Source organism: Microbacterium sp. M28 (genome assembly GCF_025836995.1).
GTDB lineage: Bacteria > Actinomycetota > Actinomycetes > Actinomycetales > Microbacteriaceae > Microbacterium.
The window spans coordinates 3,140,495-3,164,487 of the sequence record NZ_CP107546.1; the positions used below are offsets into that span (position 1 = coordinate 3,140,495).

A 23,993-nucleotide genomic window follows, 5' to 3' on the forward strand; every position below is an offset into this window, starting at 1 on the left:
AAAATGGCTGGTCAGGGCAAATCCGCGGCGTGTCGGAACCCCGTGGAATCGGCGCCTGAACGGGGGATTTGCCGGATACACCGGCGTATCCTCGACTCCATGCGGATCTGGCTCTCGCGGTGGGAATGGGCATGCTGCGGCGACCCCTTCGAGGTCGGTTCGCGGGTGCGGCTGCGGGTGCGTCACGGGGTCCGGGAAGAACATGCCGCCGAGCTCGGTCCCGACCTCGGCGGCACGATCGACGCCGTCGAGACGCACCATGATGACGAGCCTCTCCCCGAGGTCGTCGGCGTCGTCACCGGCATCCACGTGGTGCAGTTCACCATGACGACCACGCAGGTTCCTCGCCCGGTCCGCCCGCACCGTCCTCGTCCGGATCTCGGCGGCAACTTCACCGCAGGCTCCCCCGCGCGGCCGTTCATCACCACCCAGACCCCGGTACCGGGCACCGCGCGCCTTCAGAAGGTCGACCGGGTGCCGTGGAAACCGCCCGTTGGCGACCGCGGCGGTGACTACGTCATCGATCTGCTCGAGGACGTCGACGAGCCGGCGGAGGACTCAGCGCTCTGAGCGGATGCTGCGGGTGACGGTGAACTTCGGGGTGCGGTGCACCTGCTCCGTCCGCCCCACCCGTCGTGTCAGCTCGCCCTTGTAGGCGAGCGACGAGTTGTAGACCGTCCAGAGCTCGCCGCCCGACCTGAGCAGCCGAGCGGCGGCGTCGAACAGGCGGGTCGCCGCAGCAGTGTGCACGCTCGTCCCGAGATGGAAGGGCGGGTTGAGCAGCACGACGTCGGCCGAGGCATCCGGCAGGTCGGATCCGGCGTCGTCGTGCGTGACCTGCACCCGATCTGCGACACCATTCGCGGCCATCGTCGCCCTGGCGGAGGCCACCGCCGCGGCGGATCGGTCGGTCGCGATCACGCGGGCGTCAGGGTGGGTGAGAGCGTACACGGCGGCGAGCACACCGGTGCCGCAGCCGAGGTCGATGACGATCTCGTTCACAACTCCGCAGATCTGCCCGTCCGAACGTCCGCAATCCGCGGAATCTGCGCCTTCTCGGGCGTCGCCGGGGCCATCCATGAGGAGTTGTGAACGCCGATCGGTCAGGACGTCGAGCAGCACGCGCGTACCGACGTCGATGCGGGCACCCGCGAACGCCCCGCCGTGCGCCGCGAGCGTCACGCCGAACTCGGGGTGCGTCTCGCGCACAGGGAACGGCGGCGCCTCCGGCACGTCGCGCGGATCCTCCGCGACGATCAGGCGGGACTTTCGCTCCGCACGCTGCGGCTGCACCCGGGCGAACGACCGCGCGAGGATTTCGTTCTGCGCGAGCGTCATGTGCTTGACCCGGCCGCCCGCGATCAGCACGACGTCGTCCGCCGCCCACCGGGCCACGGCATCCGCGATCTCCGCGAGCTCGGCGAGCGCCTTGGGCAGCTGCAGCAGCACGAGCCGCACACCGGTCAGCAGGGCGGCATCCAGCTCGTGCGGGACGAACGGAGCGCCGTCCCCTGCAGAGCTCGCGGTGAGTCCTGGTCCGACGCCGGCTGACGCGCCGTCGGCATCCAGGGTCCGGAGCATCCCGAGCTCCTCGGCGTTGCGGACGAGCGCCCGCCGTCCGGTCGCCAGGTCCTGATGCAGGCGGATGCCGCGGAGCCCGGCATCCACCAGGGCGAGCGTGATCGCGCCGTATCCGTCGCCGATCACGGCGATGTCGGAGCCGGTCAGGTCATGGTCGGCGACGTGCGCGAGACACCGCTCGACGAGCAGCAGATCGGTCGCATCGTGCGCCTGCAGTTCGGGCGCCTCGACGTCGGGGAAGCGCCGAAGGCGCTCGTATGGGAACTCGGACACCACCCCACCCTAGGCGTCCTGATCGCCGTCCCTCTCGGCACCCGCATCCAGGTCTGCAAGCAGGTCGACCGCGGCCCGCGCGTACTCGCCGATCCAGCGGTCGTGGATGCGCTTGATCGGCAGCGGGGCGAGCGTCAGGTGCCGCTCGCGACCCACCTTGCGACCGGTGACGAGTTCCGCTCGCTCCAGCACGCGCAGGTGCTGCAGCACGGTGGTCCGGTCGAGCTCGGGGAACTGGGCGCACAGCGCTCCCGTGCTGCACGGTGCGTTGCGCAATGCGTCCAGCATGCGCCTGCGGACCGGGGCGGCGAGCGCCTTGAACACGAGGTCATCGTCGGCAACGCTTCCCTCGGTCGACTTCATGTTGTAATCTTACAACATGTCAGCCACCGAACCGCTCACCGAACTGTCCTTCTCCGTGTCGGGTCGCGTGTCCCGACCGATCTCCGAGACCTACGAAGCCGTCGCCGACCCGACGCAGCTCTCGCACTACTTCACCACCGGCGGCGCCCGCGGACGTCTGGAATCGAATGCCGACGTCACCTGGGATTTCGCCGACTTTCCCGGCCGGTTCCCTGTCACCGTCATCGAGGCATCCGCGCCGGATCGCATCGTCATCGAATGGGGCGGAGAGAACGCGGCAGGCGGCGCCGGCACGACGCGCACCACGTTCGAGTTCACGGCCATCGACGACGGCGCCCGCACGCTCGTGACCATCACCGAGCAGTCCTGGCAGGCGACGACCGACGGGGCCAAGTCGGCGTTCGGCAACTGCGAGGGCTGGACCGGCATGCTGGCGGCCATGAAGGCATGGCTCGAGCACGGCATCAACCTGCGCGACGGCTTCTACCGCTGACGCGCACCGCAGATCTCCGCGAAGGGCCGGCACCACATGGCGCCGGCCCTTCGCCTTGCCCTCTTGACATCGATTCCAGTTCTATGGTTACTTAGTCGAGTAAGTAACCAATAAACCACCGGAGGCGTCGTGATCGAAGAAGGCAAAGCGCTCTTCCTGCAGATCGCCGAGCAGATCGAGGACTCGATCATCGACGGCTCACTGCCGGAGGAGTCCCAGGCCCCCTCGACCAATGAGCTGGCCGCCTTCTATCGCATCAACCCCGCCACCGCAGCCAAGGGAGTCGCCATGCTCACCGACAAGGGCGTGCTGTACAAGCGCCGCGGCATCGGCATGTTCGTCACCGACGGCGCTCGCGACCGGCTCCTCGGAGAGCGTCGCTCCGCCTTCGCCGATCGCTACATCGACCCCCTCCTTGTCGAAGCCCGCACGCTCGGACTCGACCAGGAGGACCTGACCGCACTGCTGCGCGAACGCGCGGCGGCATCCACCGACGCAGAAGGGAACACCCCCGCATGACCGCTGTCATCGAGGTGCAGAACCTCTCCAAGCGATACAAGGACAAGCGCGCACTCGACAACGTGTCGCTCTCGCTGGAGGGCGGCGCCATCTACGGCCTCCTCGGACGCAACGGCGCCGGCAAGACCACGCTGATGTCCATCCTCACGGCGCAGAACTTCGAGTCCTCGGGGACCGTGAAGGTCTTCGGCGAGCACCCGTACGAGAACGCGCACGTGCTCAGCCGGATCTGCTTCGTCCGCGAGAGCCAGAAATACCCGGACGACGCCTATCCCCGGCACGCCTTCCAGGCGGCGCGCCTGTTCTTCGCGAACTGGGACCAGGCGCTCGCCGACGAACTGATCGCCGAGTTCCAGCTTCCGATGAAGACCACGATCAAGAAGCTCTCCCGCGGACAGCTGTCCGCGGTCGGCGTGATCATCGGACTGGCTTCCCGCGCCGAGATCACGTTCTTCGACGAGCCGTACCTCGGGCTGGATGCCGTGGCCAGGCAGATCTTCTACGACCGCCTGATCCAGGACTACGCGGAGCACCCTCGGACGGTCATCCTCTCCTCGCACCTGATCGACGAGGTCTCCAACCTCATCGAGAAGGTCATCGTCATCGACAACGGGCAGATCCTGCTCGACGAGGACACGGATGCCGTCCGCGACCGCGCCGTCACCGTCATCGGCGACGCAGAGAAGGTCGACGCCTGGTCCGCCGGGCGGGAGGTCCTGCACCGCGAGGCGCTCGGACGCGTCGCCTCGGCGACCGTGCTCGGCGCCCTCACCGACGACGATCGTGCGAGCATCGCGGCATCCGGCCTGGATCTGGCTCCGGTGTCGTTGCAGCAGCTCGTCGTCCGCCTCACCCAGAAAGCCGGCGCCGCGAACGAGGGGGTCCACTGATGCGACGCACACTGAACGTCATCCGACTGCAGCTCATCAACAAGGGCACCTTCATCTGGTACCCGCTGGTGATCCTCGCCGGCGCCGTGGTCGTCTCCGTCCTCATCTACGCCATGATCCCGATCGATCAGCCGAAGTACGGCGGCGGAGGGCAGGCACCCCTGTGGTACTTCTTCGCGGTCGGGATGTCGGCGATGACCCTCACCTTCCCGTTCTCGCAGGCCATGAGCATCACGCGGCGCGAATTCTTCCTCGGCACGATGCTCACCGCGATCCTCGCGAGCGCCCTCATGGGCATCCTGTTCCTCATCGGAGGCGGGATCGAGATGCTGACGAACGGGTACGGCGTCAACGGGTACGTCTTCTACCTGCCGTGGCTGTGGGAGGCCGGACCGCTCGGCGCGTTCGTCGTGTACTTCACGCTCGCGCTGTTCTTCTTCGTGATCGGCTTCACGGGAGCGACGGTCTACAAGAGCTGGGGACAGATGGTGCTGCTCATCGCCATCTTCGCGCTCGTGCTCCTGCTGCTCGTGCTGGTGTTCGTCGTCACGCGCCTCGAGCTGTGGGGCCAGGTCTGGGAGGGGATCCTCGCACTCGGTGCCGTCGGCCTGGCGCTGTGGGGCCTCGTCGCCGTCGCAGCGTTCTCGGTGATCTCGTTCCTCGCGTTCCGCCGGACGATTCCGTAGGCGGAGAACCGCTGACACGCTCTGAGGGTCGGATGCCGCGGCATCCGACCCTCAGAGCGTGTCGTCGGCGGCGATGATATCGAGACTCCAGACCCGGGTCTCGGGGTCGTCCGGGTCGTGCGCGTCGCCGACCTCTTTGATGGCCTCCTGGATGCGCCGCTCGAGCTCGGTGAACTCCGCCTCGTTCAGGCGCAGATTCGCCTGCGAGAACGTGCCGTGCACGACCGGGTCGCGACCGGACACGTACTCCGGCGCCCAGACCATGACCTTGCGCAGCATCTCGAGATGATCGTCAGCGAGGGCGTTCATGAGCACGCCGCCGAGAACCTCGTCGGCGATCGGGTGCTCGGGAGAGCCGACATTCCATGAGCCCTCGACCGCCTTCCACACCCGGTCACGCTTGTCGCGGGCGTGCTCCGGTGCCTCCTCGACCAGGCCGGCGGCGGCGAGGACGCGCAGGTGGAAACTGATGCTGTTGGCCGGAACGCCCAGATCGGCGGAGATGTCCGCGGCGCGGGCGTGCCCTCGCCCGGCCACAGCCCTGGCGATGCGGCGGCGGAGCGGGTGCGCGTACGCCTTGAGCATCGCGGTCGTCGCTGCTTTCGCTTCCGGATGCACGGGCTTCGCGCCTGCCGGACGCCTCTCGTCTGCCATCCTCGGATTCTATCCACACCGATCATTGCGCAATGACTGTTGCGCACGTACTGTTGCGCATCTATCCTGAAGCCATGTCCACCGTCACCTCCCACCGCCTGGCCCGGAACGTCCGCTACATCACCTGGTTGATCAGCGATACCGCCAAAGGACTCGCGTCGGCGCTGTTCGGCTTCGCGATCCCCCTGGTCGCGCTGATCGTCACGAACGACCCGGCTCAGGCCGGCATCATCAGCGCGGTCGGCATGACGATCCGCACGCTCACGACGGTCTTCGGCGGAGTCCTCGCCGACCGGCACGACCGCATCGTCATGATGATCATCGGCTCGGCCGCCGGCGTCGTGATCGCCGGCGCCTTCACCCTGCTCGCGCTGACCGACGCCCTCACGTTCACGACGCTGCTGCTGATCGACATCGCGCTCGCGGCACGCACAGGGCTGTTCGACATCGCCGGCGAGAGCGCGTTGAAGGAGATCGTTCCCGCCGACGCGATGGGCAGGGCGCAGGCGGCGAACCAGGGCCGCGATGCGATGCTGCAGCTCGCCGGTGGGCCGCTGGGCGGCGTGCTGCTGGCGGCGGGTACTTGGCTGATCGGCGCGGCGATGGCGGTGCTGCACCTGGTGGCGATGGCGACCGCGTGGATGCTGCGGCGTTCGGCGCCGGACGAGGCGTCCCGAATCCCAGAGACGGGCGCGACGCCGGGCGTCGGAGAAGCGGATGCCGCGGCATCCGACGTCGGTCTCGCAGCCGCCGCGGTGGCCGTCGGGAGGCCGAACGCCCTGCGCGAGGTCGCCGACGGTTTCCGATGGTTGTTCTCCCGCCCCGACCTGCGGGGCGTGCTCTTCGTGGCGACCATCGTCAACCTCGGGTTCAGCACGGCGCTGACCACCGTCATCTACGCGCTGCAGCAGTCGGGGCATTCCACGATCACGATCGGCCTCCTGGCGACGGCCGGTGGCGTCGCCATGCTGCTGGGTGCCCTGATCGCGCCGGCCCTCGTCTCACGTGTGCGCGCGAGCATCATCATCATCGGTGGTCTCGCCGTCGCGACGATCGGCGTGTTCGGCATGATCCCGGCACAGGAGCCGTGGGCACTGATGGTGATGCTCGGCGTGACGGTGTTCTTCATCCCCGCCATCAACGCCGCTCTCATGGGCTACTTCATGGTCGCGACGCCCACCGAGCTGCTGGGTCGAGCCAACAGCGCATCCGCCGTCCTCGGCATGGGCGCCATGCCGCTCGCTCCGCTGATCGCCGGATTCGGGCTCGCCACGATCGGCCGTGAGAACACCCTCGTCACGGCATCTCTCCTGTGCGCCGTCTCCGTGCTGCTGGCCGTCATCAACCGCGGACTGCGCGCACTGCCTGCCGAGGGCGGCTGGGCCGCGCACGCGAAGCAGTTCGAGATCCGCTGAACCCGTGGGTCACAGAAAGGGCGGTCCGGATCCGGCCGCCGCGGCATCCGTGGCTCAGATCGTGTCGTCGGCGGCGACGATGTCGATCTGCCAGCCGCGCGCGTCGGCGGCATCCTTGTCACGCGTGCGCTCCGCCTCGAGGATCGCAGCGTTGAGCTTGTCCATGAGCGTCGAGTACTCCGCTTCTGTCAGGTGCAGATTGCTGACGCTCAGCGTGCCGTGATCGGCGGGATCCTGCGCAGCAGCCGAGGTCGAGTGCGCCACCAGGCGATGAACCAGTTCGAGGTGATCCTCGGCGAGTGCGGCGATCACCGCATCGCTGAGGGCGTGGTCGTCGGGGTCGGTCGTCGACGCCCTGACGCGCAGCGAATCCTTGATCGGCGTCCACACCCGATCCCTGCCGTCGCGCGCCTGTTCGGGCGCCTCGACGATGAGCCCGGCATCCGCCATCACCCGCAGGTGGAAGCTGATCTTGTTGGCCGGCTCTCCGAGGTCCTCCGCGATGTCGGCGGCCCGCACGTACTCGCGCTTGGTGAACACGCGCATGATCCGACGCCGCAGCGGATTCGCGAACGCCTTGAGCATCGCCGTCGTCATCGTGCGCTCGGCGGGGCTCCCCCCGGTGTCCGTCGATTCAGCCATCCCCGCAGTCTATCCAGTCTTATTTGCGCGATTTAACTTGCGCAAATAAAACTGTGCATCTACGGTGAAGGCATGACCACCACTGCGAAACCCGTCGGGCTCTGGAGCAACACCCGCTATCTGCTCTGGCTGATCAGCGATACGAGCAAGGGCCTGGCGGCATCCCTCGCGGGTTTCGCGATCCCGCTCATCACGCTGGCCGTGACGGACGACCCGGCCCAGGCGGGCATCGTGGCCGGGGTCGGCGTGGTCACGCGTCTGATCACGACGCTGTACGGCGGGGTCCTCGCCGATCGACACGGACGACTCGCCCTCATGCTGCTCGGTGCCGTCGTCGCGACGGTCCTGGCCGCCGTGTTTACCATGATGGCGCTCGCGGACGCGCTGACCTTCGCCACCATCCTCGTCATCGAAATGCTGCTGATGGTCCACTCCGGCCTCTTCGACCCGGCCGGCGAGAGCGCGCTGAAGGAGATCGTCTCCGACGCGACCATGGGCCGGGCTCAGGCCGCGAACCAGGGCCGGGACGCCGCGCTCCGTCTCGCGGGCGGTCCGCTCGGCGGCCTGCTGCTGGGCGTCGGGGCGTGGCTCGTCGGCATCGCGATGACCGTCGCCTACGCGGTCGCCGGTGCCACGGCGTGGATGCTGCGCGGAGCCGCCCGCCGCGTCGACGCCGGACCTTCCCGTTCTGCCGCGCCATCGCCCGCGTCGGCGCTGGAGCGGCCGAGCGCCGGGCACGAGATCCGCGACGGCTTCACCTGGTTGCTCTCCCGCCCCGACCTGCGCGGCGTCCTCCTGCTCACAACCATCATCAATCTGGGCTTCAACGCCGCCGTGACCACGGTCGTCTACGGGCTGCAGCAGTCCGGTCACTCGGAGCTCACGATCGGATCGATGTCCGCCGGGCTCGGCGCCGTCATGCTCGTCGGCGCATTCGTCGCCCCCGCGCTGGTCACCCGCGTCAAGGCGGGCACGCTCACGATCGCGGGGCTCCTCACCGCGACCGTCGGCGCCGGGGTCGTCTCGGCCATCGAGAACCCCTGGTGGATCACGGTCGTGCTCGGTGCCTCCGTCTTCCTGCTGCCCGCATTGAACGCGTCGATGATGGGCTACTTCATGGTCGCCACGCCCACCGAACTGCTGGGTCGCGCCAACAGCGCCGCCGGTGTGCTCGGGATGGGCGCCATGCCGCTCGCCCCGCTCATCGCCGGTTTCGGTCTCACACTCGTCGGCCGCCAGAGCACGATCCTCTTCGCCGCCGCCCTGTGCGCGGTGTCGGTCGTCCTCGCCGTCAGCAACCGAGGCCTGCGCGACCTCCCCGCCGAGGCCGGCTGGGCCGCCCACGCGAAGCAGTTCGAGATCCTCTGACCTGGGATGCTTGACTCTGACACCGTGTGAGGCGGGAGAACAGAGACATGTTGTCCATCGGGGCGTTCGCGCAGATCGGCCAGGTGACCCACCGGATGCTCCGGCACTGGGACACCGCCGGGCTGCTCGTGCCCGCCCACGTGGACGAGTTCAGCGGCTACCGCTCTTACGATCCGTCGCAGCTGGAGAGGCTGCACCGCATCGTGGCGCTGCGCCAGCTGGGGTTCGGTCTCGACGACATCAGCCTGATCCTCGAACAGGGAGTGGATGCCGAGCGCATCGGCGCCCTGCTGCGGATCCGCCGGGCCGAGGTCGAGCAGGAGCACCGGCTCGCGGCCGCACGGCTCGTCGACGTGGAGCGGCGGCTCCACCTCATCGAAAGCGAGAATCACATGTCCACCATCGAGATCATCGAGAAGCCCCTTCCCACCGTCCGGCTGGCGGCGCGTCGCGCGACCGTGGCCTCCCAGCCCGAGGTCGCCGGCGTGGTCGGCCCCGCCTTCGACGCGGTCGCCGAGATCATCGGCGACGAGAAGGGATCGCTGACCACGCCGATCGCGCAGTACTCGGCGACGGAGGACGGAACGGAGATCGTCGCCGGCTACGCGTACAACGGGCCGGCGCGCGACGGATTCGAGTTCGTCGACCTGCCCGCGGCGGAGTTGGCGATCTGCGGCATCCACCTCGGTTCCATGGATCGGATCGCCCTCAGCTGGCAGCAGATCCACACCGAGATCGTCGCGCGCGGCTTCGTGCCCGCCGGACCGTGCCGCGAACTCTACGTCCGGGCCGTGTCCGACGACCAGTCCGACTGGGTCACCGAGTTGCAGCAGCCCGTCGCGCGCGCCTGACGCCCCGGCCCCGGCGTCCGAGCAGGCATGCCGGGGCTACAGCACTCCGACCAGAGCCGCCACACCGGCGATCGCCGAGACGAGAGCGAGCACGAGCGCGATCGCGATGAGCACGACGTGCACCTTCAGGAACGCCGTCGCCTTCCCCTCGGCATCCCGCGCGCGAGGGTCCTGCGCGACGCGCTTGTAGAACCGCGGCCACACGATGACGTTGAAGGCGGCGTTGAGGAACAGGAGGATCGCGAGCGGAATCACCTCTCCACGGTATCCGTACCGAGTCCATGTATCAGAAAGCTCTTGCCGTGCTCCTGGTAAGTGTGAGCACAATGAGCGCTATGACCGACGCCTCCCCCGAAGGCGCCGTCAGCGATGGCACCGCGCGCTGGGAACGCGCGGCTTCCCTCTTCGCTGACTGGCGTGCCGGAGACGCACGCGCCATGGATGAGCTGGTGCGTCTGATGACGCCGGTGCTCTGGCATGTCGTGCGCGCCTACGGACTCGAACGAACCCTCGCCGAGGACGTCGTCCAGACCACGTGGCTCGCACTCGTGCGCAGCCACGAGTCGGTCGCCGCTCCGCAGGCGATCTCCGGCTGGCTGACCGTCACGGCTCGCCGCGAAGCCTGGCGGGTCACCAAGCAGAACCGCACAGCGACAGCGACGGCCGACGAGGTTCTGGAGCCGATGCTTCCGCACGAGGAATCCACGGAGGAACGCGTCGCGGATGCCGATGAGGCCGCCCGACTCTGGACCGCCCTCGCCACGCTCACCGATCGGTGCCAGCGCCTGCTGCGCGTCGTCGCCTTCGACGACCGACCCGACTACGCGAGGATCGCCGCCGACCTGGACATGCCGATCGGGAGCATCGGCCCGACACGACAACGATGCCTCGCCAAGCTGCGCACTGCACTGACGGATGCCGGAGGTGCACGATGAGCGACCAGGACCTGTACGCCGCGCTCCGCGCAGCGGCAGAGCTGCACGACCCGATGCCGACGGATCTCGTCGACCGCATGGTCGCGGCCGTCGCCGTCGCCGACCTCTCACGGGAATACGCCCTGCTGACCCTGATGGAGGGGATCGAGTCGCCCGTCCGAGGGGATGCCGAGACCACCACGATGCAGTTCAGCGACGGCTCGGCCACGGTGCTCCTGCACGTCAGCCGCACCGAGAGCGGTCGGCGCCGCATCGACGGCTGGATCGACGCCGACGCGTCCGAGGTGCGGCTGTCCCAGGGCGAGCGCACCTGGACCGCGCAGCCGGCCGAGCACGGCCGCTTCGCGTTCGAGGATGTGCCGCCGGGGCTGTGCCGCGTGCAGGCCGTCACGGCGGGGGACGCCAAGGATCTGCTCACGCCTCAGTTCGAGGTGTGAGCTCCACGGGGGAATGAACGCGGCGGCCCTGCCGCCGGGAGGGGACACGCATGGATCAGCCGAGGAACTGGACCTGGCAGGACAGGGCGGAGGGGTCGATCCCGCGAGGGACGGCGCTGGATCCGACCATCGACCCGATACCCGAGATCCAGGCGTACCCCACCGCGTACCTGCCGACGCGCCTCCTGATCACCGAGCGGCCGGACGACGAGCACGGCGCGTATGACCGCGACCTGAAGATTCTCATGGACGCGGCCCGATCCTTCGGCTGGCACCTCGGTGTCGAGGGCGACGATCTGGTCCGCGCCGGGCGGCGGGCCGACAACCTGCCGGGGCTCCCCGGACTGCACCGCGCGAATCTGACGACCCCGGGCGAGATGGAGGGCGCCGAATCGCCGATCGCCCCCGACGCGTGGCGCGTGCTGCAGCGCGCCCGCAGGATGAGCAATGGCCTGATGCCCCGCGCGAGCCTGGAGCATGTCCTGTCGATCGACCCGGTGGGGCTGAATCCGTTCACCCGATCGAACCCGTTCACGCGCTCCAACCCGTTCACCCGGTCGAACCCCATCCGCGGTGCGGGTGCCGTCGGCACGGACGACTACCTGGAGCCCGGCCGCGGTGGCCGCCAGCCGATCGCGTGGATCGGCCCGGAGCCGGCTCGCGGCCCGCATCCGAAGAAGGGCGGCCGCCGCGCGGTGATCGCCGTCCTCGACACGGGGTGCGGCATCCACGACTGGCTGCCGGACACGATCGTCACGCGCGGAATCACGCTCGACGGGGTGCCGATCGGACTCATCGGAGACGACGACCCCGAGCGCTACCCCGACCTGTACGGGCAGCTCGACGGGGAGATCGATGCCGTCGCCGGCCACGGCACCTTCATCGCCGGCATCCTTCGGCAGACCGCCCCCGATGCCGACATCGTGTCGGTCCGCGTGGCCGGGGCCCTCGGGGTCGTCGACGAGAGCACGTTCCTCACGTCGCTCGCCGCCGTGATCGAACTGCACCGACGATGGGTCGCCGGCGAGGCGGGTGGACACCCGATCGACGTCCTCAACCTGTCTCTCGGCTACTATCACGAGACGCCGACCGACGGTCTGTTCTCGATGACCCTGTACGACCTGCTGCGCGCGGCGAGGGAGTCGGGGATGGTCGTGGTCTGCTCCGCAGGCAACGACGCGGTCGATCGCCCTGCCTTCCCCGCGTCGCTCTGGCACTGGCCCGGGACGGACAACGGGCTGCATCCCGACGATGGTGTGCCGCACGTGTCCGTCGGCGCACTCAACCCGTCACTGCGGTCGCTGGCCCTGTTCTCGAACGTTGGGCCCTGGGTGCGCACCTACGCCCCCGGCGCCGCGGTCGTCTCCACGACGCCCGCGTTCACCGGAGGGGCGCAGGCGGCCACGCGTGCCGACTTCGAGGGCTTCGATCGGCAGACGGTCGACCCGGACGACTACCGCGGCGGTTTCGCGGCGTGGAGCGGCACGTCGTTCGCCGCTCCGTACGTCGCCGGCAGGATCGCTGCGGCGCTCGCGCCGTCGCTCGCGAGTTCGGCGAAGGTTCCGACGAAGGGCATCAGAGGCGCTGTGGATGCCGTGCTCGCCACGCTCCCGCCGGACGTGCGCCCGTCCTGACCCGCATCACGCCTGCATGCCGCGCCAGACCACCTCGAACGCGGCATGCAGGCGTTCTCGCGCTCCCGGGGCATCCATCCCGTCGCCGCGGACGACGATCTGGTAGTAGGCAGCGCCGGCGATGGCGTCGAAGCAGGCCTCGACGTCGAGGTCGGGCCGCAGGGTGCCGCGCTCGATGCCTGCCCGGAAGGCGTTCTCGATCGGCACCCGACGACGGGAGACGTGCGACTCCCAGTACGCCTTCTGCAGCGTCCGATCCGCCATGACGAGCCGGATGCGCTGGCGGAACCGCACCTCGGAGTACCCCGCCGCCGTGACAGAGCTGGGTGCACCGAGCAGCGCGGTGAAGACGGCCTCTCGGAGATCCCCGTCCGTCGACACCGCGGGCGGCACCGTGCGCCCGACGTCCAGTGCCGCGGCGATGAGCGCCGTCAGCGAAGGCCAGCGACGGTACAGTGCCGCACGGCTCACGCCGCTGCGCGTGACGATCCTGGTGACGGTGACGTCCTCCTCGGCGTCGATCAGTGCGAGCGTCGCTGCGATGATCTGCCCGTCGATGTCCTCGTCCCTGGGGCGGCCGGGCCCGCGGCGCACCGCGGCTCCAGCTTCCTGTGGAGCAACCGCGGTCATACCGCGAGCGCCCTCTCCCGCAGGCGCGCGACCGTATCGTCGCTCAGTCCCGCGGCGCGAAGCGGCGCGAGGGCGTCGCCGTGCCGCTCCCGCAGAGCCGTGAGCAGAGCACGCATCGACACTGCCATCGACCCCTCCAGCAGCGACGACGAGGCCTTCACGGCATCCACGTCGTGCCCGAGCGCCTTCCACATGTGTCCCATCACGGGAGCCGTGCGCGTCATGATCGCGACCATGTTCTCCCCGGTGCGGGAGTAGTCCTCGACGATGTCGTCATCGCCTGCTCCGAGCGCGAGCAGCAGCATCGCGGCCAGTACGCCGGTGCGGTCGCGACCTGCGGCGCAGTGGAACGCGGCGGCCCCCGGCGTGTAGGCGATGATGTTCAGCGCGACGACGAGCTGGGGTGCCGCGTGCTCGACCATGCGGAGGTACATCCGCCCCATGCCCTCGTGGGTGAAGTCCTCGCCGTCATGGGATCGTGACACATCCGCGATCAACGGCAGGTGGTGGTACGCGATCGGGTAGGCACCGAGAGGACCGCGACCGGTGACCTCGACCTCGAGCGGGGACCGCAGATCGATGATCGCCGTCAGTCCCCCGGCCACCAGATCGGAGGCGACCTCCGCGGTGACGTAGGCGAGATCGTCCGTGCGGATCGCGACGCCCTCGCGCAGCACGCCGCCGTCGATCGGGATGCCGCCGAGGTCGCGCAGATTCACCGGAGCGCTGAGGGTGAGTTCGATCGTGGTCATGTGATTCTCCTTCGGATGAGGGCGCTGCCCTGGTCGATCGCCGTGACGAGCACGATGATGCAGATGATGATGGCGCTGAGGTGTCCGTAGTCGTACATCCGCATCGCCGTGGTGAGCTCGAGGCCGATGCCGCCGGCGCCGACGAGTCCGAGGATCGTCGCGCCTCGCACGTTCCCCTCGAACAGCAGCAGCGTGTAGGACACCAGCAGGGGTGCGGCCTGGGGCAGGATGCCGTACTGGATGATCTGCCGCTTCGAGGCGCCGACCGCCAGCATCGCCACGATCGGTCCGTTGTCGACGGACTCCATCGCCTCGGCGAAGATCTTCCCGATCGAGCCGAGCGAACCCAGGGTCATGGCCAGGATGCCGGCGAACGGTCCGAGCCCGACGGCCGAGACGAACATGAGCGCGAACACGAGATCCGGCACGGAGCGGATGATGTTCATCACCCAGCGCGACGGGTAGTACAGCCACTTCGGCGCGATGTTGGAGGAGGCTCCGAACGCGACGATCAGCGACAGCACGGCGCCGAGCACCGTGGCGATGATCGCCATCTGCAGGGTCTCCACGAGCAGGGCGAGGATCGTGCCGATGTCGGAGAAGTCCGGCGGGAACAGCCGCGACATGAACTCCGCCATGTTGACGGTGCCCTCGGCGAGAGCGGCGAAGTCGAAGCCGACCCCGCTCGCCGACCACAGCAGGATGCCGATGGCCACCGGGATGCCGATGAGGAAACGCGTCCGAGGGATGCGGAACGCCCGCTCCAGTCGGTCGCGCTCGGCGTCGGACAGCTGCGGCGCTTCGCGCCGCGTGCGCGGCTCAGCGGTCGTCGTCATCGTCGTCCTCCTCGTCGTAGAGCACCGACAGCTTGTTGGCGTCGAGATCGGCGGTCGCGCCGGAGACGAGCATCTCGCCGTGGCGGAGTCCGACGATGCGGTCACTGTGCTCGAGCGCGAGCGGCAGCACATGCAGGCTGACCAGCACCGGGATGCCGTCCTCCATCGCGATCCGCCGGAGCAGGCGCAGCACGGATCCGGCGAGCTTGGGATCGAGCGACGCGACCGGCTCATCGGCGAGGATCAGGCGCGGCTGCTGCATGAGCGCCCGCGCGATCGCGACGCGCTGCTGCTGCCCGCCGGACAGGGAGCGGGCAGGTTCCGTGGCCTTGTGCGCGATGCCGACCCGGTCGAGCAGTTCCATCGCCCGCCGCCGCTGCGCCGCGGGGAAGCCTCCGGCGAGGTTGATGGCGCCGGCCTCGTGCAGGCCACCGGTGAGCACGTTCGTCAGCACGCTGAGCCGAGGGATGAGGTTGAACTGCTGGAACACCTGGCCGACTTCGCTGCGGAGCGTTCGGAGTTCGCCTCGGGCGAGGTTCGTGACGTCGTGCCCTGCGACCCGCACGGATCCGCCGGAGATCGGCGCGAACCCGGTGAGGCTCTTCATGAGCGTCGACTTGCCCGACCCGGAGGCTCCGAGCAGGGCGACGGTCTCGCCGGGGAAGAGGTCGAGATCGACGCCGTCGAGCACGGGCCCCGCTGCGGTGTCGTAGCTGACCTGCAGATCGCGTACGGTCACGAGCGGCAGGGCCTGACGCACTTCGGCGGTGCTCACGGGGACGGTCGTCGGGCGAGAAGCGGATGCCGCGGCATCCGCACCCTGCTTCGTGACGATACTCATTCCAGGTCCTCGAGTTCGACACCGGCGACCGAGGCGATCTCGGCGAAGGACGAGAAGACGCTGGGGTCGGGAGCGATCTCGACCTCGAGGCCGATGAAGGAGCTGTAGGCCGAGAGCGCCTCGGCGTTCTCCTCGGAGAAGACCTTCGGCAGCGCCTCCTCCAGCTGCGTGCGGGTCTCGTCGTCGAGCGACTGGCGTGCGAGCACCGTTCCCATCACGTCCATCGCGGGGCTCTCGCCGACACCGCGCCACTCCCCCTCGGCGAACGGGAACATCGGGGCCCCCAGCTCGGTCAGCATGATCGCCGTGCACGCGGCATCCACCTGGCCCTGCTCGAGAGCCGCGAAGCTGCCCTCATGGCCGCCGGCGAAGATCGCCTCGTAGTCCTCGCCCTGCTCCAGACCCACCTCGTGCAGCATGTACACGGGCATGAAGTAGCCGGAGCTGGAGGCCTGGTCGGCGAACGCGACGGTCTTGCCCTCGAGGTCCTCGAGCTTCTGGATCGGGGAGTCCTCGAGCACGACGCAGGTCGACACCGGGTCGTCGGAGCCCTTCCAGGCCAGCAGTGCGTCGACCTCGCCGGTGTTGACGGCGAGCGCGGAGGGGAAGCCGCTCATGATCCCGATGTCGACGTGGTCGTTGCGGATCGCCTCGACGACGCTGAGGTAGTCGGGGACGTCGGTCACCTCGACCTCGCGGCCGGTCTCGGCCTCGAGCAGCTCGACGAGGGCCTCGATGGGGTTCTCCTGCGTCGGGTCGTCCGAGGCGGGGAGAGTGGCGATCGTGATCGGTGCGTCTGCGGCGGAAGCGGCATCCGCCTCCGGGGACTGGCAACCGGTCAGGGCGAGTGCAGCAATACCGAGCATGCCCACCGCAGGGAGGGTGTAACGGCGCATGGCGGAACCTTTCGGAAGAGGGGGAATTGCGAGAACACCTGTATTCGAACTGCTGGAGGTGTCCGGCAATTACGAGACCGCCGTACTTGAAACGGAACGTCGGGTGAACGATCGGTGACGCCCCGGGCGTCATCCGCTCGCGGGCGCGTCGGGAACACGGCATCCTGGACCGATGGGGAGTTCGGGGTGGGATCTGTGGCAGCGCGGACGCGCGGCGCTGGACGCGCAGCGGTTCACCCAGGCGCGCCGCCTGCTCGACCGCGCCGCCGCCGCCCCGGACGCCGATGCCGATCTGCAGGCCCGCGTCGCCGGCACGCTGTCGTACGTGCTCGCGCAGACCGGCGACCCGGCCGGTGGCGAGTCGCTCGTGCGGGAAGCACTCGCCCGAGACGGTCTCACCCCCGAAACGGCCGCCGTGCTGGCGGGGCAGCTCGGGGTGATCTGCACCAGGGCCGGTCGACTCGATGAGGCCGAGGTCATGCTGACCCGCGCGGTCGACGGTCTCACCGGCGTCGCACTGGCGAACTGTCTGATGAATCGCTCTCTCGTGCACATGCAGCGGCGGGACCTCGACGCCTGCGCGATCGATCTGCAGCGCGCCACCGAGATCTACGAGTCGGCGGGTGAGGCGTCGGCTGCGGCGGAGGCACGGCACAACCTCGGCTACGCCGCGCTTCTCGCCGGCGACCTGGTCACTGCCCTCGATCTGATGGCGCGCTCGCGTCCCGTGATCGCCGCCGAGTCCGACGTCAGCGCAGCCATGAGCGACCTGGACCGCGCCGAAGTGCTGCGCGACGCCGGGCTCGTGGAAGAGGCCGAGCGTCTTCTCGAATCCGTGGCGGTGGTCTTCGGGGCGGCGAGGATGCGCCAGGCCAGAGCAGAGGCCGAGTTCCATCTCGCCCGCTCGCTGCTCCAGCACGATCCGACCAGGGCAGTGAAAGTCGCCGGGGCGGCTGCTCGCCGTTTCCGTGCCCTGGGCAGCGAAAGCTGGGCTGCGCGCAGCGCCGCGGTCCGGCTCGATGCGAAGGTGGCCTCCGGGTCACCGCCGCGCGCGGAGGAGTTCATCGATGCGGCGGCGGCGCTGACGGCGGCGGGCTTCCCGACCGAGGCGACCGCAGTGCGGCTGAGCGGCGCGGTCGCGGCCGCGCGCACCGGTCAGGGGCAGGCACCGCTGCCGCGTCTCCCTCGGCAGGCTCCGACACCACTGAAGCTGCGTGCCGCGGAGGCCCGAGCCGCCAGATCGCGCGGAACGGCAGCCCGCCGCCACGTCGCCGCCGGGCTGGATCTGCTGTCGGACTGGCAGCGCTCGTTCGGCGCACTCGACCTGCAGGCGTCCGTCGCGATGCACGGGACGAACCTCATCTTCCATGGTCTGCGCTCCGCCGCCGAGAGCGGCGACCCGAGCATCCTGTTCGACTGGTCGGAACGCGCCAGGCACCTCAGCCAGCAGGTCGTGCCGGTCCGCCCGCCGCACGATCCGGAGCTGGCGTCCGATCTGGCCGAGCTGCGGATGCTGCGTGCCGAGCTGACCGGCAGCGAGTGGACGACGCACCCGCAGGTGCGCGCGCTGCGCGATCGCGTGCGCGAGCGCCAGTGGACCGCAACGGGAGCCGGCGACACCCGGCGCCGGGTCGGAATCGACGAGGTCCGCGCGGTCCTCGAACCAGGGACCGCCGTACTGTCGTACGTCTTCACGGGCTCAGAGCTGCTGTGCGTGGTCACGACGACCGCCGACGGACGCATCGTCCGGCTGCGCTGGGCGGACGTGGAGCGCGCAACGCAGGGTCTGCGCGCTGATCTCGACGTGGCCGCCGCCGTGCGTTCCGGTCCGATGGCGGCGGTCGTGGCCCGCGCGCTGGACGAGCGGATGCAGTCGCTCGGCGCCGCACTGCTCGAGCCTGCGCTCGCGGTCGCGGAGGGCGCTTTGCGTCTCATCCTCACCGTGCCTGGCGCCCTCGGCGGCATCCCGTGGGGCATGCTGCCGCAGATGGCCGGGCTCCCGTTCGTGCTGGCGACGTCGGTGTCGCGCTGGTTCGACGACCGAAGCGGCGGTCGTCGCCCGGCGTCTGCGGGCTTCGCGGCGGGCCCGCGGGTCCCTCGCGCGGAGGAGGAGACACGCGCCGCGGCATCCGCGTGGCAGGACGCGACCGTGCTGGCGGAGTCGGACGCACGGGTGGATGCCGTGACGACCCTCGCCGACCGCGTCGACGTCCTGCACATCGCCGCCCACGGACGGCACACCGTGGACAACCCCCTCTTCGCCGGGTTCGAGCTGCACGACGGAACGCTGTTCGGCTACGACGTCGACCTCATCCCTCGGGTACCGGACACGGTCGTGCTCTCCGCGTGCGAACTCGGCCGATCCTCGGTGCGGTGGGGCGAGGAGGCACTGGGGATGACGCGCGTCTGGCTGCACGCGGGCACGAGAGCGGTGATCGCCGCGCCGACCGTGGTCGCCGACGATGTCGCGAGCGAGCTGCTCGCCGCGGTGCACACCGGGCTGAGCGCGGGCGAGGACCCGGCTGTCGCTCTCGCGGCGGCATCGTCCACGACCGGCCTGCGCACGCCGTTCCAGGTGCACGGCACCGCGCTCTGACCCTGCTCTTCTCGCCGTCGTATCGCCGGGGCGAAGAATTTCTCGATTCGATGTATCAGATCCCTCGGATGCCGCTCTTGATGTTCAGACGATGTCACGCGGAGCGTCCGAGGGGGAGGCGCGAGGGGGGTCGCGGGGATCTTCGATACTGGGGAGTTGCGCGCTGGGGAGCGCAGAAGATCGACATCGACTGCTCAGGAGGCGTCGCGGTGGCATCACCGCGGCGCCTCCGTTGGGTTCAGGCGGCGCGGATGACCTCGAAGCCGGCCGAGGCCAACTCACTCGCCGCGGCGTCCTCGATCCCGGCGTCCGTGATCAGCGTCGGGAAGAGCGCCGCGTCGCCGACGTGGGCGAACGCGATGACCCCGGCCTTGGCCGAGTCGGCGACGATGAGGGCGCGCTCGGCCCGCTGCGCCATCATCCTGTTGACGGCGGCCTCGCGCTCGTCGTGCGTGGTGGCACCGGCATCCGGGGCGATCCCGTTGACGCCGATGAAGGCGATATCGAGATGGATGCCGGCGAGCAGCTGCTCCACGAACGGGCCGACCAGCTCGTAGCTGCGGGAGTGGATCACGCCGCCCGTCACCACGACCTTGATGTCGGGACGGGTGGCGAGCTGCGCTGCGATGTTGACGGCGTTCGTGACCACAGTGATCTCGCCGAGGTCCTCGCGCGCCGCCAGCGCCGCGGCGATCGCGGTGGTCGTCGTCCCACCGGAGAGCCCGATCGTGGCGCCCGGCTCGACGAGCGCCGCCGCCGTGCGCGCGATCTGCTCCTTCGCGTGCGTGCGCAGGTGGCTCTTGTAGCGCACCGGCAGCTCGTACGCGACGGACTGCGCGACCGCGCCGCCGTGCGTGCGCGTCAGCAGGCGCTGTTCCGCGAGGCTGTCGAGGTCGCGGCGGATCGTCGCCGGCGAGGCCCCGAACCGCTCGACGAGCTCATCGACCGTGACCTCTCCTCCGGCGGCCAGCAGATCGAGGATCGCGCTGAACCGTGCGGCGCGCTTCACGCCGCACCCTGCAGGGCGAACAACCGCAGCATCCGTGCCGCCTCGGACGCGACGGCCTCGCGACCGAGTGCGACGTACCTGCGGGAGTCGACGAGACCGGGATCGGCAGCCAGCCGCTCGCGGACCGCGCGCGAGAAGAAGCCGTTCAGATGGGTCGAGACGTTGACCTTCGTCATTCCGGCGCGCACGGCATCCACGATAACCGCATCGGCGACGCCGGATGATCCGTGCAGCACGAGGGGGACCTCGAGCGTGTCGTGGAGCCGTCGGATGAGGTCGATGTCCAGCGCCGCACTGCGGTCGGTCATCGCGTGCGAACTGCCCACGGCGACGGCCAGGGCATCCACACCGGTCGCCGCCACGAACGCACGCGCCTCGTCGGGGTCGGTCCGGACACCGGGTGCATGGGCGCCGTCCTTGCCGCCGACCTCGCCCAGCTCACCCTCGATGTAGACGCCGGCGGCCCTGGCACGAGCGGCGACCTCGGCGGTGAGTGCGACGTTCTCCTCGTACGGGAGAGCGCCGCCGTCGAACATGACGGACCCGAAGCCCAGGGCGATGGCCTCGTCGACGAGTTCGGGACGCTCCGCGTGGTCGAGGTGCACGGCCACCGGTGTCTCGGCGCGCCGCGCGACGGCGAGCGTCGCGAGGGCGATCGGCTCCAGACCGCCGTGATAGTCGGCGCAGTTCTGCGAGATCTGCAGGATCACCGGCAGCTCCGCCCGCTCGGATGCCGCGACCAGCGCCTCGGCGGTCTCGAGATGGATCACGTTGAACGCTCCGATGCCGCGCCGAGCGGCGGCGGCTGCGGAGACGAGGTCACGAGTGGCGACGAGGGGCATATGAGGTCCTCTGCAGGTTTCGGATGCCGAGAAACCGCTTCGCGCGCGAGAAACCACCGCCGGCGTGGTTTCTCATGCGCTGGGTGGTTTCTCGACGATGAGGGCGTTCTCGAGTTCGCGCCACCGGGGCGAGATCTCCCCCGCGAGCGGCATGAGCACCGCGGCGGACGACCAGGCGGCGGCACGCCGCACGATGGTCTCGGTGTCGCGGATGCCGGCAGCCAGCAGGCACGCGGCAGCCGCGACCGCCGCGTCGCCCGCACCGGTGGGGTTTCCGGCGAGCGGTTCCGGCAGTCGGGCGCGCAGCAGCTCGGTGTCGCTGATCGCGCAGAGCCCTTCCGCGCCGAGTGAGAGCAGCACCAGCCCGGCACCGCGGCGCAGCAGTTCACGGGCGCCGGCAACCGGGTCGGCGATCCCGGTGGCCTCGACGAGCTCGGCGCGATTCGGCTTGAGGACGGCGGCCCCGGCATCCGCTGCGGCGAGCAGCCCGGGTCCAGACGTGTCGACGATCACGTCGATGCCCGCGCTGACGCCGATGAGTTCGGGAAGCAGCCCGGCCGGGGCGCCTGGCGGCAGGCTGCCGGAGATCACAAGGACGGATGCCGCGGCCACCTCCTCGCGGCAGACGTCGACCACGCGGGCCCACTCCTGCGTCGACGGATTCACGCCGCGTTCGTTGACGATCGTGGTGTCGCCGAGCGCACGGTCCACCCAGGCCGCGCTGCGGCGGGTCTCCCCCGCGACCGGGATCAGTCGATGCGGAACGCCGCTCGCCTCCAGGTCGGCACGGAGTTCGTCGCCCGTCGCACCGCCGGCGGTGGTCACCGCGCGGACCGGGACTCCCTCCGCGTGCGCGACCCTGGCGACGTTGAGACCCTTGCCTCCGGCACGCACCGCTCCGGCCTCGGCGCGGTGCGTCCCGCCGATCTCGATGCGGTCGACGACCCACGTCAGATCGAGCGCGGGGTTCGGCGTGACCGTGAGGATCATGCGAGTTCCCTCGCCCGCAGGGCCGCGCCGATCAGCCCCGCGTCGCCCTGCAGTTGCGCGGGGATCAATGCCGGGATGCGGTGGAAGCTCAACCGTTCGGCGAGCCGTCCCCGGAGTTCGTCGAACAGTGCCCCGCCGGCGCGGGAGAGCCCGCCGCCGATCACGACCGCGTCGGGTGCGATGACGGCCGTGAGCTGCGCGAGCGAGAGCGTGAGCGCCTCGAGCGCCTCCTCCCAGATGCGAGCGGCGACCGCGTCCCCCGCGCCGGCGCGGGCGATCACGTCTCGAGCGCCGGCCGGACGGCTGCCGGTCTCCTCCGCGTACCGGCGGGCGATCGCTCCGGCCGAGGCGACCGCTTCAAGGCATCCGCGCGCTCCGCACGGGCACATCGGGCCGTCCACGACGGGCGAGTGCCCGATCTCGCCGGCATAGCCGCCGGCGGTGTAGGGGCGCCCGTCGACGAGGATCGCGCCGGCGATCCCCGTGCCGATGATGAGCACGACGACGTTCTCGTGGCCACGCGCTCCGCCGAGGCGATGCTCGGCCCAGCTGGCGGTGCGGACGTCGTGATCGAACGCCACCGGCACGTCGAAGCGATCCTGCGCGAGGGCGCGCAACGGGGCGTCGCGCCAGCCCAGATTGCTCGCGAAGACGCCGACGCCGGCATCCGCATCGACGATGCCGGGGACGACGAAGCCGAGCGCCTGAGGCACGACGAGCGGATGCCGGGACCGCAGATCATCAGCCAGCACGCCGAGCTCATGGATCAGCGTGCCGGCCGGGTCCTCGCCGGAATGCGGGGTCGGCGTCCGGCGCAGGTCGAGGGCCGCGCCGTCCGCGTCGAACAGCGCCGACTTGATGTCGGTGCCACCGACGTCGAATGCGAGCACGGGGGCGCCGGCCCCGATCGAGACGGGGCCGGTCGCGGGGATCGTGGACTTGTTCACGCGCCCAGGATGACGGAACGCGTGAGGTTGCGGGGCTGGTCGGGGTCGAGCCCCTTGCCGACCGCACGTTCGAGCGCGACGTAGTGCAGGCGCGCGAGGTCCGCCATCGGGTCGACAGCGTGCTGGACGAAGCGCCCGCCCGTCGCCTGCACCTGCTCGGCCAGCCCTTCGGGCGCCGCGCCGAACTGCCAGGTGATCCGCCCAGGGGCTGCGATCGCGATCGGGCCGTGGCGGTAGTCCATGGACGGGTACGCCTCGGTCCAGCTCTGCGAGGACTCGCGCAGCTTGAGCGCCGCCTCGTGGGCGAGCCCGATCGTCCAGCCACGGCCGAGGAAGGTGTACTGCTCCGCTGCGGTGAGTTCGGCATCCGGCTTCTCGCTCAGGACAGCCGCGGCATCCGCGACGGCCGAGCTGAGGTCCTCGCCGAGGGAGGCGCGCAGCAGCGCGAGGGCCGTCGTGGCGAAGCGGGTCTGCACGACCGACTGCTCATCGGCGAAGGGCAGCAGCACGGCGTCGTCGACGAGGTCGACCAGAGGGGAGGTCGGGTCTCCGATCACGCCGATGACGGGCACGCGGCCCTTGACCTTCTCGGTGAGCTCGAGCACCTCCGTCGTCGTGCCGGAGCGCGTGAGCGCGACGATGGCGTCGTAGCCGCGATCGACGAACGCCTCGGAAGCCGCGAACGCGTCGCTCTCGCCCTGGCCCGTGCTCTCGCGCAGAGCCGCGTACGACTGGGCGATGAACCAGCTGGTTCCGCAGCCGACGACGGCGATCCGGGCACCGCGCTGGGGCAGACGGGCCTGCTCCGCGCGCATCTCCGACGCACGAGCCCACATCTCGGGCTGCGAGAGAAGCTCTTCGCGCATGTGCGCACGGGGCAGCGATTCGGTCATCGAAGAACTCCTTCAAAGAA

General features: G+C 69.9%; 27 protein-coding genes. 12 read left to right on the forward strand and 15 right to left on the reverse strand.

What is annotated here, in order from left to right:
• The first annotated feature begins 99 nt into the window (after positions 1–99).
• Positions 100–570, forward strand: a complete 471-nt coding sequence (locus OED01_RS15200; RefSeq protein ID WP_264156122.1) for a DUF6578 domain-containing protein — start codon at positions 100–102, stop codon at positions 568–570.
• Here the strand turns inward: OED01_RS15200 and OED01_RS15205 are convergent.
• A complete protein-coding gene (locus tag OED01_RS15205) occupies positions 559–1,854 on the reverse strand; it encodes a class I SAM-dependent methyltransferase (protein WP_264156123.1) in 1,296 nt (431 codons plus the stop codon). The two genes, OED01_RS15200 and OED01_RS15205, sit on opposite strands and share 12 nt — an antisense overlap.
• Positions 1,855–1,863: 9 nt before the next feature.
• Positions 1,864–2,217, reverse strand: a complete 354-nt coding sequence (locus tag OED01_RS15210; protein ID WP_264156124.1) for an ArsR/SmtB family transcription factor — start codon at positions 2,215–2,217, stop codon at positions 1,864–1,866.
• A gap of 16 nt (positions 2,218–2,233) precedes the next feature.
• On the opposite strand from OED01_RS15210, the gene OED01_RS15215 reads away from it, so the two are divergent.
• The 4 genes from OED01_RS15215 to OED01_RS15230 all read left to right on the forward strand — a co-directional run bounded on the left by OED01_RS15215 (position 2,234) and on the right by OED01_RS15230 (position 4,805).
• Positions 2,234–2,710, forward strand: a complete 477-nt coding sequence (locus tag OED01_RS15215; RefSeq protein WP_264156125.1) for an SRPBCC domain-containing protein — start codon at positions 2,234–2,236, stop codon at positions 2,708–2,710.
• A 129-nt stretch (positions 2,711–2,839) separates the two neighbouring features.
• Complete coding sequence (locus OED01_RS15220) at positions 2,840–3,229, forward strand: GntR family transcriptional regulator (protein ID WP_264156126.1); 390 nt, start codon at positions 2,840–2,842, stop codon at positions 3,227–3,229.
• Entirely contained in the window at positions 3,226–4,119 is an 894-nt protein-coding gene (locus tag OED01_RS15225; protein WP_264156127.1) for an ABC transporter ATP-binding protein, read from the forward strand. Before OED01_RS15220 ends, OED01_RS15225 begins: the two co-directional genes overlap by 4 nt.
• Complete coding sequence (locus OED01_RS15230) at positions 4,119–4,805, forward strand: hypothetical protein (RefSeq protein WP_264156128.1); 687 nt, start codon at positions 4,119–4,121, stop codon at positions 4,803–4,805. Before OED01_RS15225 ends, OED01_RS15230 begins: the two co-directional genes overlap by 1 nt.
• A gap of 51 nt (positions 4,806–4,856) precedes the next feature.
• Here the strand turns inward: OED01_RS15230 and OED01_RS15235 are convergent, their stop codons facing one another.
• A complete protein-coding gene (locus tag OED01_RS15235; protein ID WP_264156129.1) occupies positions 4,857–5,459 on the reverse strand; it encodes an ArsR/SmtB family transcription factor in 603 nt (200 codons plus the stop codon).
• A 74-nt stretch (positions 5,460–5,533) separates the two neighbouring features.
• Here OED01_RS15235 and OED01_RS15240 point away from each other — a divergent pair, with 74 nt between their 5' ends.
• A complete protein-coding gene (locus tag OED01_RS15240) occupies positions 5,534–6,874 on the forward strand; it encodes an MFS transporter (protein WP_264156130.1) in 1,341 nt (446 codons plus the stop codon).
• A gap of 54 nt (positions 6,875–6,928) precedes the next feature.
• On the opposite strand, the gene OED01_RS15245 is transcribed toward OED01_RS15240, so the two are convergent.
• A complete protein-coding gene (locus OED01_RS15245; RefSeq protein ID WP_264156131.1) occupies positions 6,929–7,516 on the reverse strand; it encodes a winged helix-turn-helix domain-containing protein in 588 nt (195 codons plus the stop codon).
• A 72-nt stretch (positions 7,517–7,588) separates the two neighbouring features.
• Here OED01_RS15245 and OED01_RS15250 point away from each other — a divergent pair, with 72 nt between their 5' ends.
• Together OED01_RS15250 and OED01_RS15255 are read left to right on the forward strand one after the other, a co-directional pair.
• Complete coding sequence (locus OED01_RS15250; RefSeq protein WP_264156132.1) at positions 7,589–8,884, forward strand: MFS transporter; 1,296 nt, start codon at positions 7,589–7,591, stop codon at positions 8,882–8,884.
• 47 nt (positions 8,885–8,931) lie between these two features.
• Positions 8,932–9,735, forward strand: a complete 804-nt coding sequence (locus OED01_RS15255) for a MerR family transcriptional regulator (RefSeq protein WP_264156133.1) — start codon at positions 8,932–8,934, stop codon at positions 9,733–9,735.
• A 36-nt stretch (positions 9,736–9,771) separates the two neighbouring features.
• Here OED01_RS15255 and OED01_RS15260 read toward each other — a convergent pair whose 3' ends face one another.
• Positions 9,772–9,990, reverse strand: coding sequence for an SCO4848 family membrane protein (locus tag OED01_RS15260; RefSeq protein ID WP_264156134.1), 219 nt, complete (start codon positions 9,988–9,990; stop codon positions 9,772–9,774).
• An 80-nt stretch (positions 9,991–10,070) separates the two neighbouring features.
• On the opposite strand from OED01_RS15260, the gene OED01_RS15265 reads away from it, so the two are divergent.
• From OED01_RS15265 to OED01_RS15275, 3 genes are read left to right on the forward strand one after another with little or no spacing between them, the layout of a single operon-like run.
• Positions 10,071–10,670 (forward strand): RNA polymerase sigma factor, encoded by a 600-nt coding sequence (locus OED01_RS15265; RefSeq protein ID WP_264156135.1) that lies wholly within the window; start codon positions 10,071–10,073, stop codon positions 10,668–10,670.
• Positions 10,667–11,107 (forward strand): hypothetical protein, encoded by a 441-nt coding sequence (locus OED01_RS15270; protein WP_264156136.1) that lies wholly within the window; start codon positions 10,667–10,669, stop codon positions 11,105–11,107. Before OED01_RS15265 ends, OED01_RS15270 begins: the two co-directional genes overlap by 4 nt.
• 50 nt (positions 11,108–11,157) lie before the next feature.
• The gene (locus OED01_RS15275; protein ID WP_264156137.1) at positions 11,158–12,741 is read left to right on the forward strand and encodes a S8 family peptidase; all 1,584 of its coding nucleotides are present in this window, start codon (positions 11,158–11,160) and stop codon (positions 12,739–12,741) included.
• A gap of 6 nt (positions 12,742–12,747) precedes the next feature.
• Here the strand turns inward: OED01_RS15275 and OED01_RS15280 are convergent, their stop codons facing one another.
• The 5 genes from OED01_RS15280 to phnD are packed head-to-tail and all read right to left on the reverse strand — an operon-like array spanning position 12,748 to position 16,696.
• Positions 12,748–13,335 carry a TetR/AcrR family transcriptional regulator gene (locus OED01_RS15280; RefSeq protein WP_264156138.1) on the reverse strand — a complete coding sequence of 196 codons (588 nt, stop codon included), beginning with the start codon at positions 13,333–13,335 and terminating at the stop codon, positions 12,748–12,750.
• A gap of 32 nt (positions 13,336–13,367) precedes the next feature.
• Positions 13,368–14,123 carry a tyrosine-protein phosphatase gene (locus tag OED01_RS15285; RefSeq protein WP_264156139.1) on the reverse strand — a complete coding sequence of 252 codons (756 nt, stop codon included), beginning with the start codon at positions 14,121–14,123 and terminating at the stop codon, positions 13,368–13,370.
• Positions 14,120–14,959, reverse strand: a complete 840-nt coding sequence (gene phnE, locus OED01_RS15290; RefSeq protein ID WP_264156140.1) for a phosphonate ABC transporter, permease protein PhnE — start codon at positions 14,957–14,959, stop codon at positions 14,120–14,122. The genes OED01_RS15285 and phnE overlap by 4 nt, the downstream gene beginning before the upstream one ends.
• A complete protein-coding gene (locus tag OED01_RS15295; RefSeq protein WP_264156141.1) occupies positions 14,943–15,800 on the reverse strand; it encodes a phosphonate ABC transporter ATP-binding protein in 858 nt (285 codons plus the stop codon). Before OED01_RS15295 ends, phnE begins: the two co-directional genes overlap by 17 nt.
• Positions 15,797–16,696 (reverse strand): phosphate/phosphite/phosphonate ABC transporter substrate-binding protein, encoded by a 900-nt coding sequence (gene phnD, locus OED01_RS15300; protein WP_264156142.1) that lies wholly within the window; start codon positions 16,694–16,696, stop codon positions 15,797–15,799. Before phnD ends, OED01_RS15295 begins: the two co-directional genes overlap by 4 nt.
• Positions 16,697–16,868: 172 nt before the next feature.
• Here phnD and OED01_RS15305 point away from each other — a divergent pair, with 172 nt between their 5' ends.
• Positions 16,869–19,292, forward strand: a complete 2,424-nt coding sequence (locus OED01_RS15305) for a CHAT domain-containing protein (RefSeq protein WP_264156143.1) — start codon at positions 16,869–16,871, stop codon at positions 19,290–19,292.
• Between the two features lie 238 nt (positions 19,293–19,530).
• Here OED01_RS15305 and OED01_RS15310 read toward each other — a convergent pair whose 3' ends face one another.
• The 5 genes from OED01_RS15310 to OED01_RS15330 all read right to left on the reverse strand — a co-directional run bounded on the left by OED01_RS15310 (position 19,531) and on the right by OED01_RS15330 (position 23,973).
• On the reverse strand, positions 19,531–20,301 hold the full coding sequence (locus OED01_RS15310; RefSeq protein WP_264156144.1) for a DeoR/GlpR family DNA-binding transcription regulator: 771 nt from the start codon (positions 20,299–20,301) through the stop codon (positions 19,531–19,533).
• A complete protein-coding gene (locus OED01_RS15315) occupies positions 20,298–21,143 on the reverse strand; it encodes a class II fructose-bisphosphate aldolase (RefSeq protein WP_264156145.1) in 846 nt (281 codons plus the stop codon). The genes OED01_RS15310 and OED01_RS15315 overlap by 4 nt, the downstream gene beginning before the upstream one ends.
• A gap of 72 nt (positions 21,144–21,215) precedes the next feature.
• Positions 21,216–22,133 carry a 1-phosphofructokinase family hexose kinase gene (locus OED01_RS15320; protein WP_264156146.1) on the reverse strand — a complete coding sequence of 306 codons (918 nt, stop codon included), beginning with the start codon at positions 22,131–22,133 and terminating at the stop codon, positions 21,216–21,218.
• On the reverse strand, positions 22,130–23,080 hold the full coding sequence (locus OED01_RS15325; protein ID WP_264156147.1) for an ROK family protein: 951 nt from the start codon (positions 23,078–23,080) through the stop codon (positions 22,130–22,132). The genes OED01_RS15320 and OED01_RS15325 overlap by 4 nt, the downstream gene beginning before the upstream one ends.
• On the reverse strand, positions 23,077–23,973 hold the full coding sequence (locus tag OED01_RS15330; RefSeq protein WP_264156148.1) for an SIS domain-containing protein: 897 nt from the start codon (positions 23,971–23,973) through the stop codon (positions 23,077–23,079). The genes OED01_RS15325 and OED01_RS15330 overlap by 4 nt, the downstream gene beginning before the upstream one ends.
• Positions 23,974–23,993 lie beyond the last annotated feature (20 nt).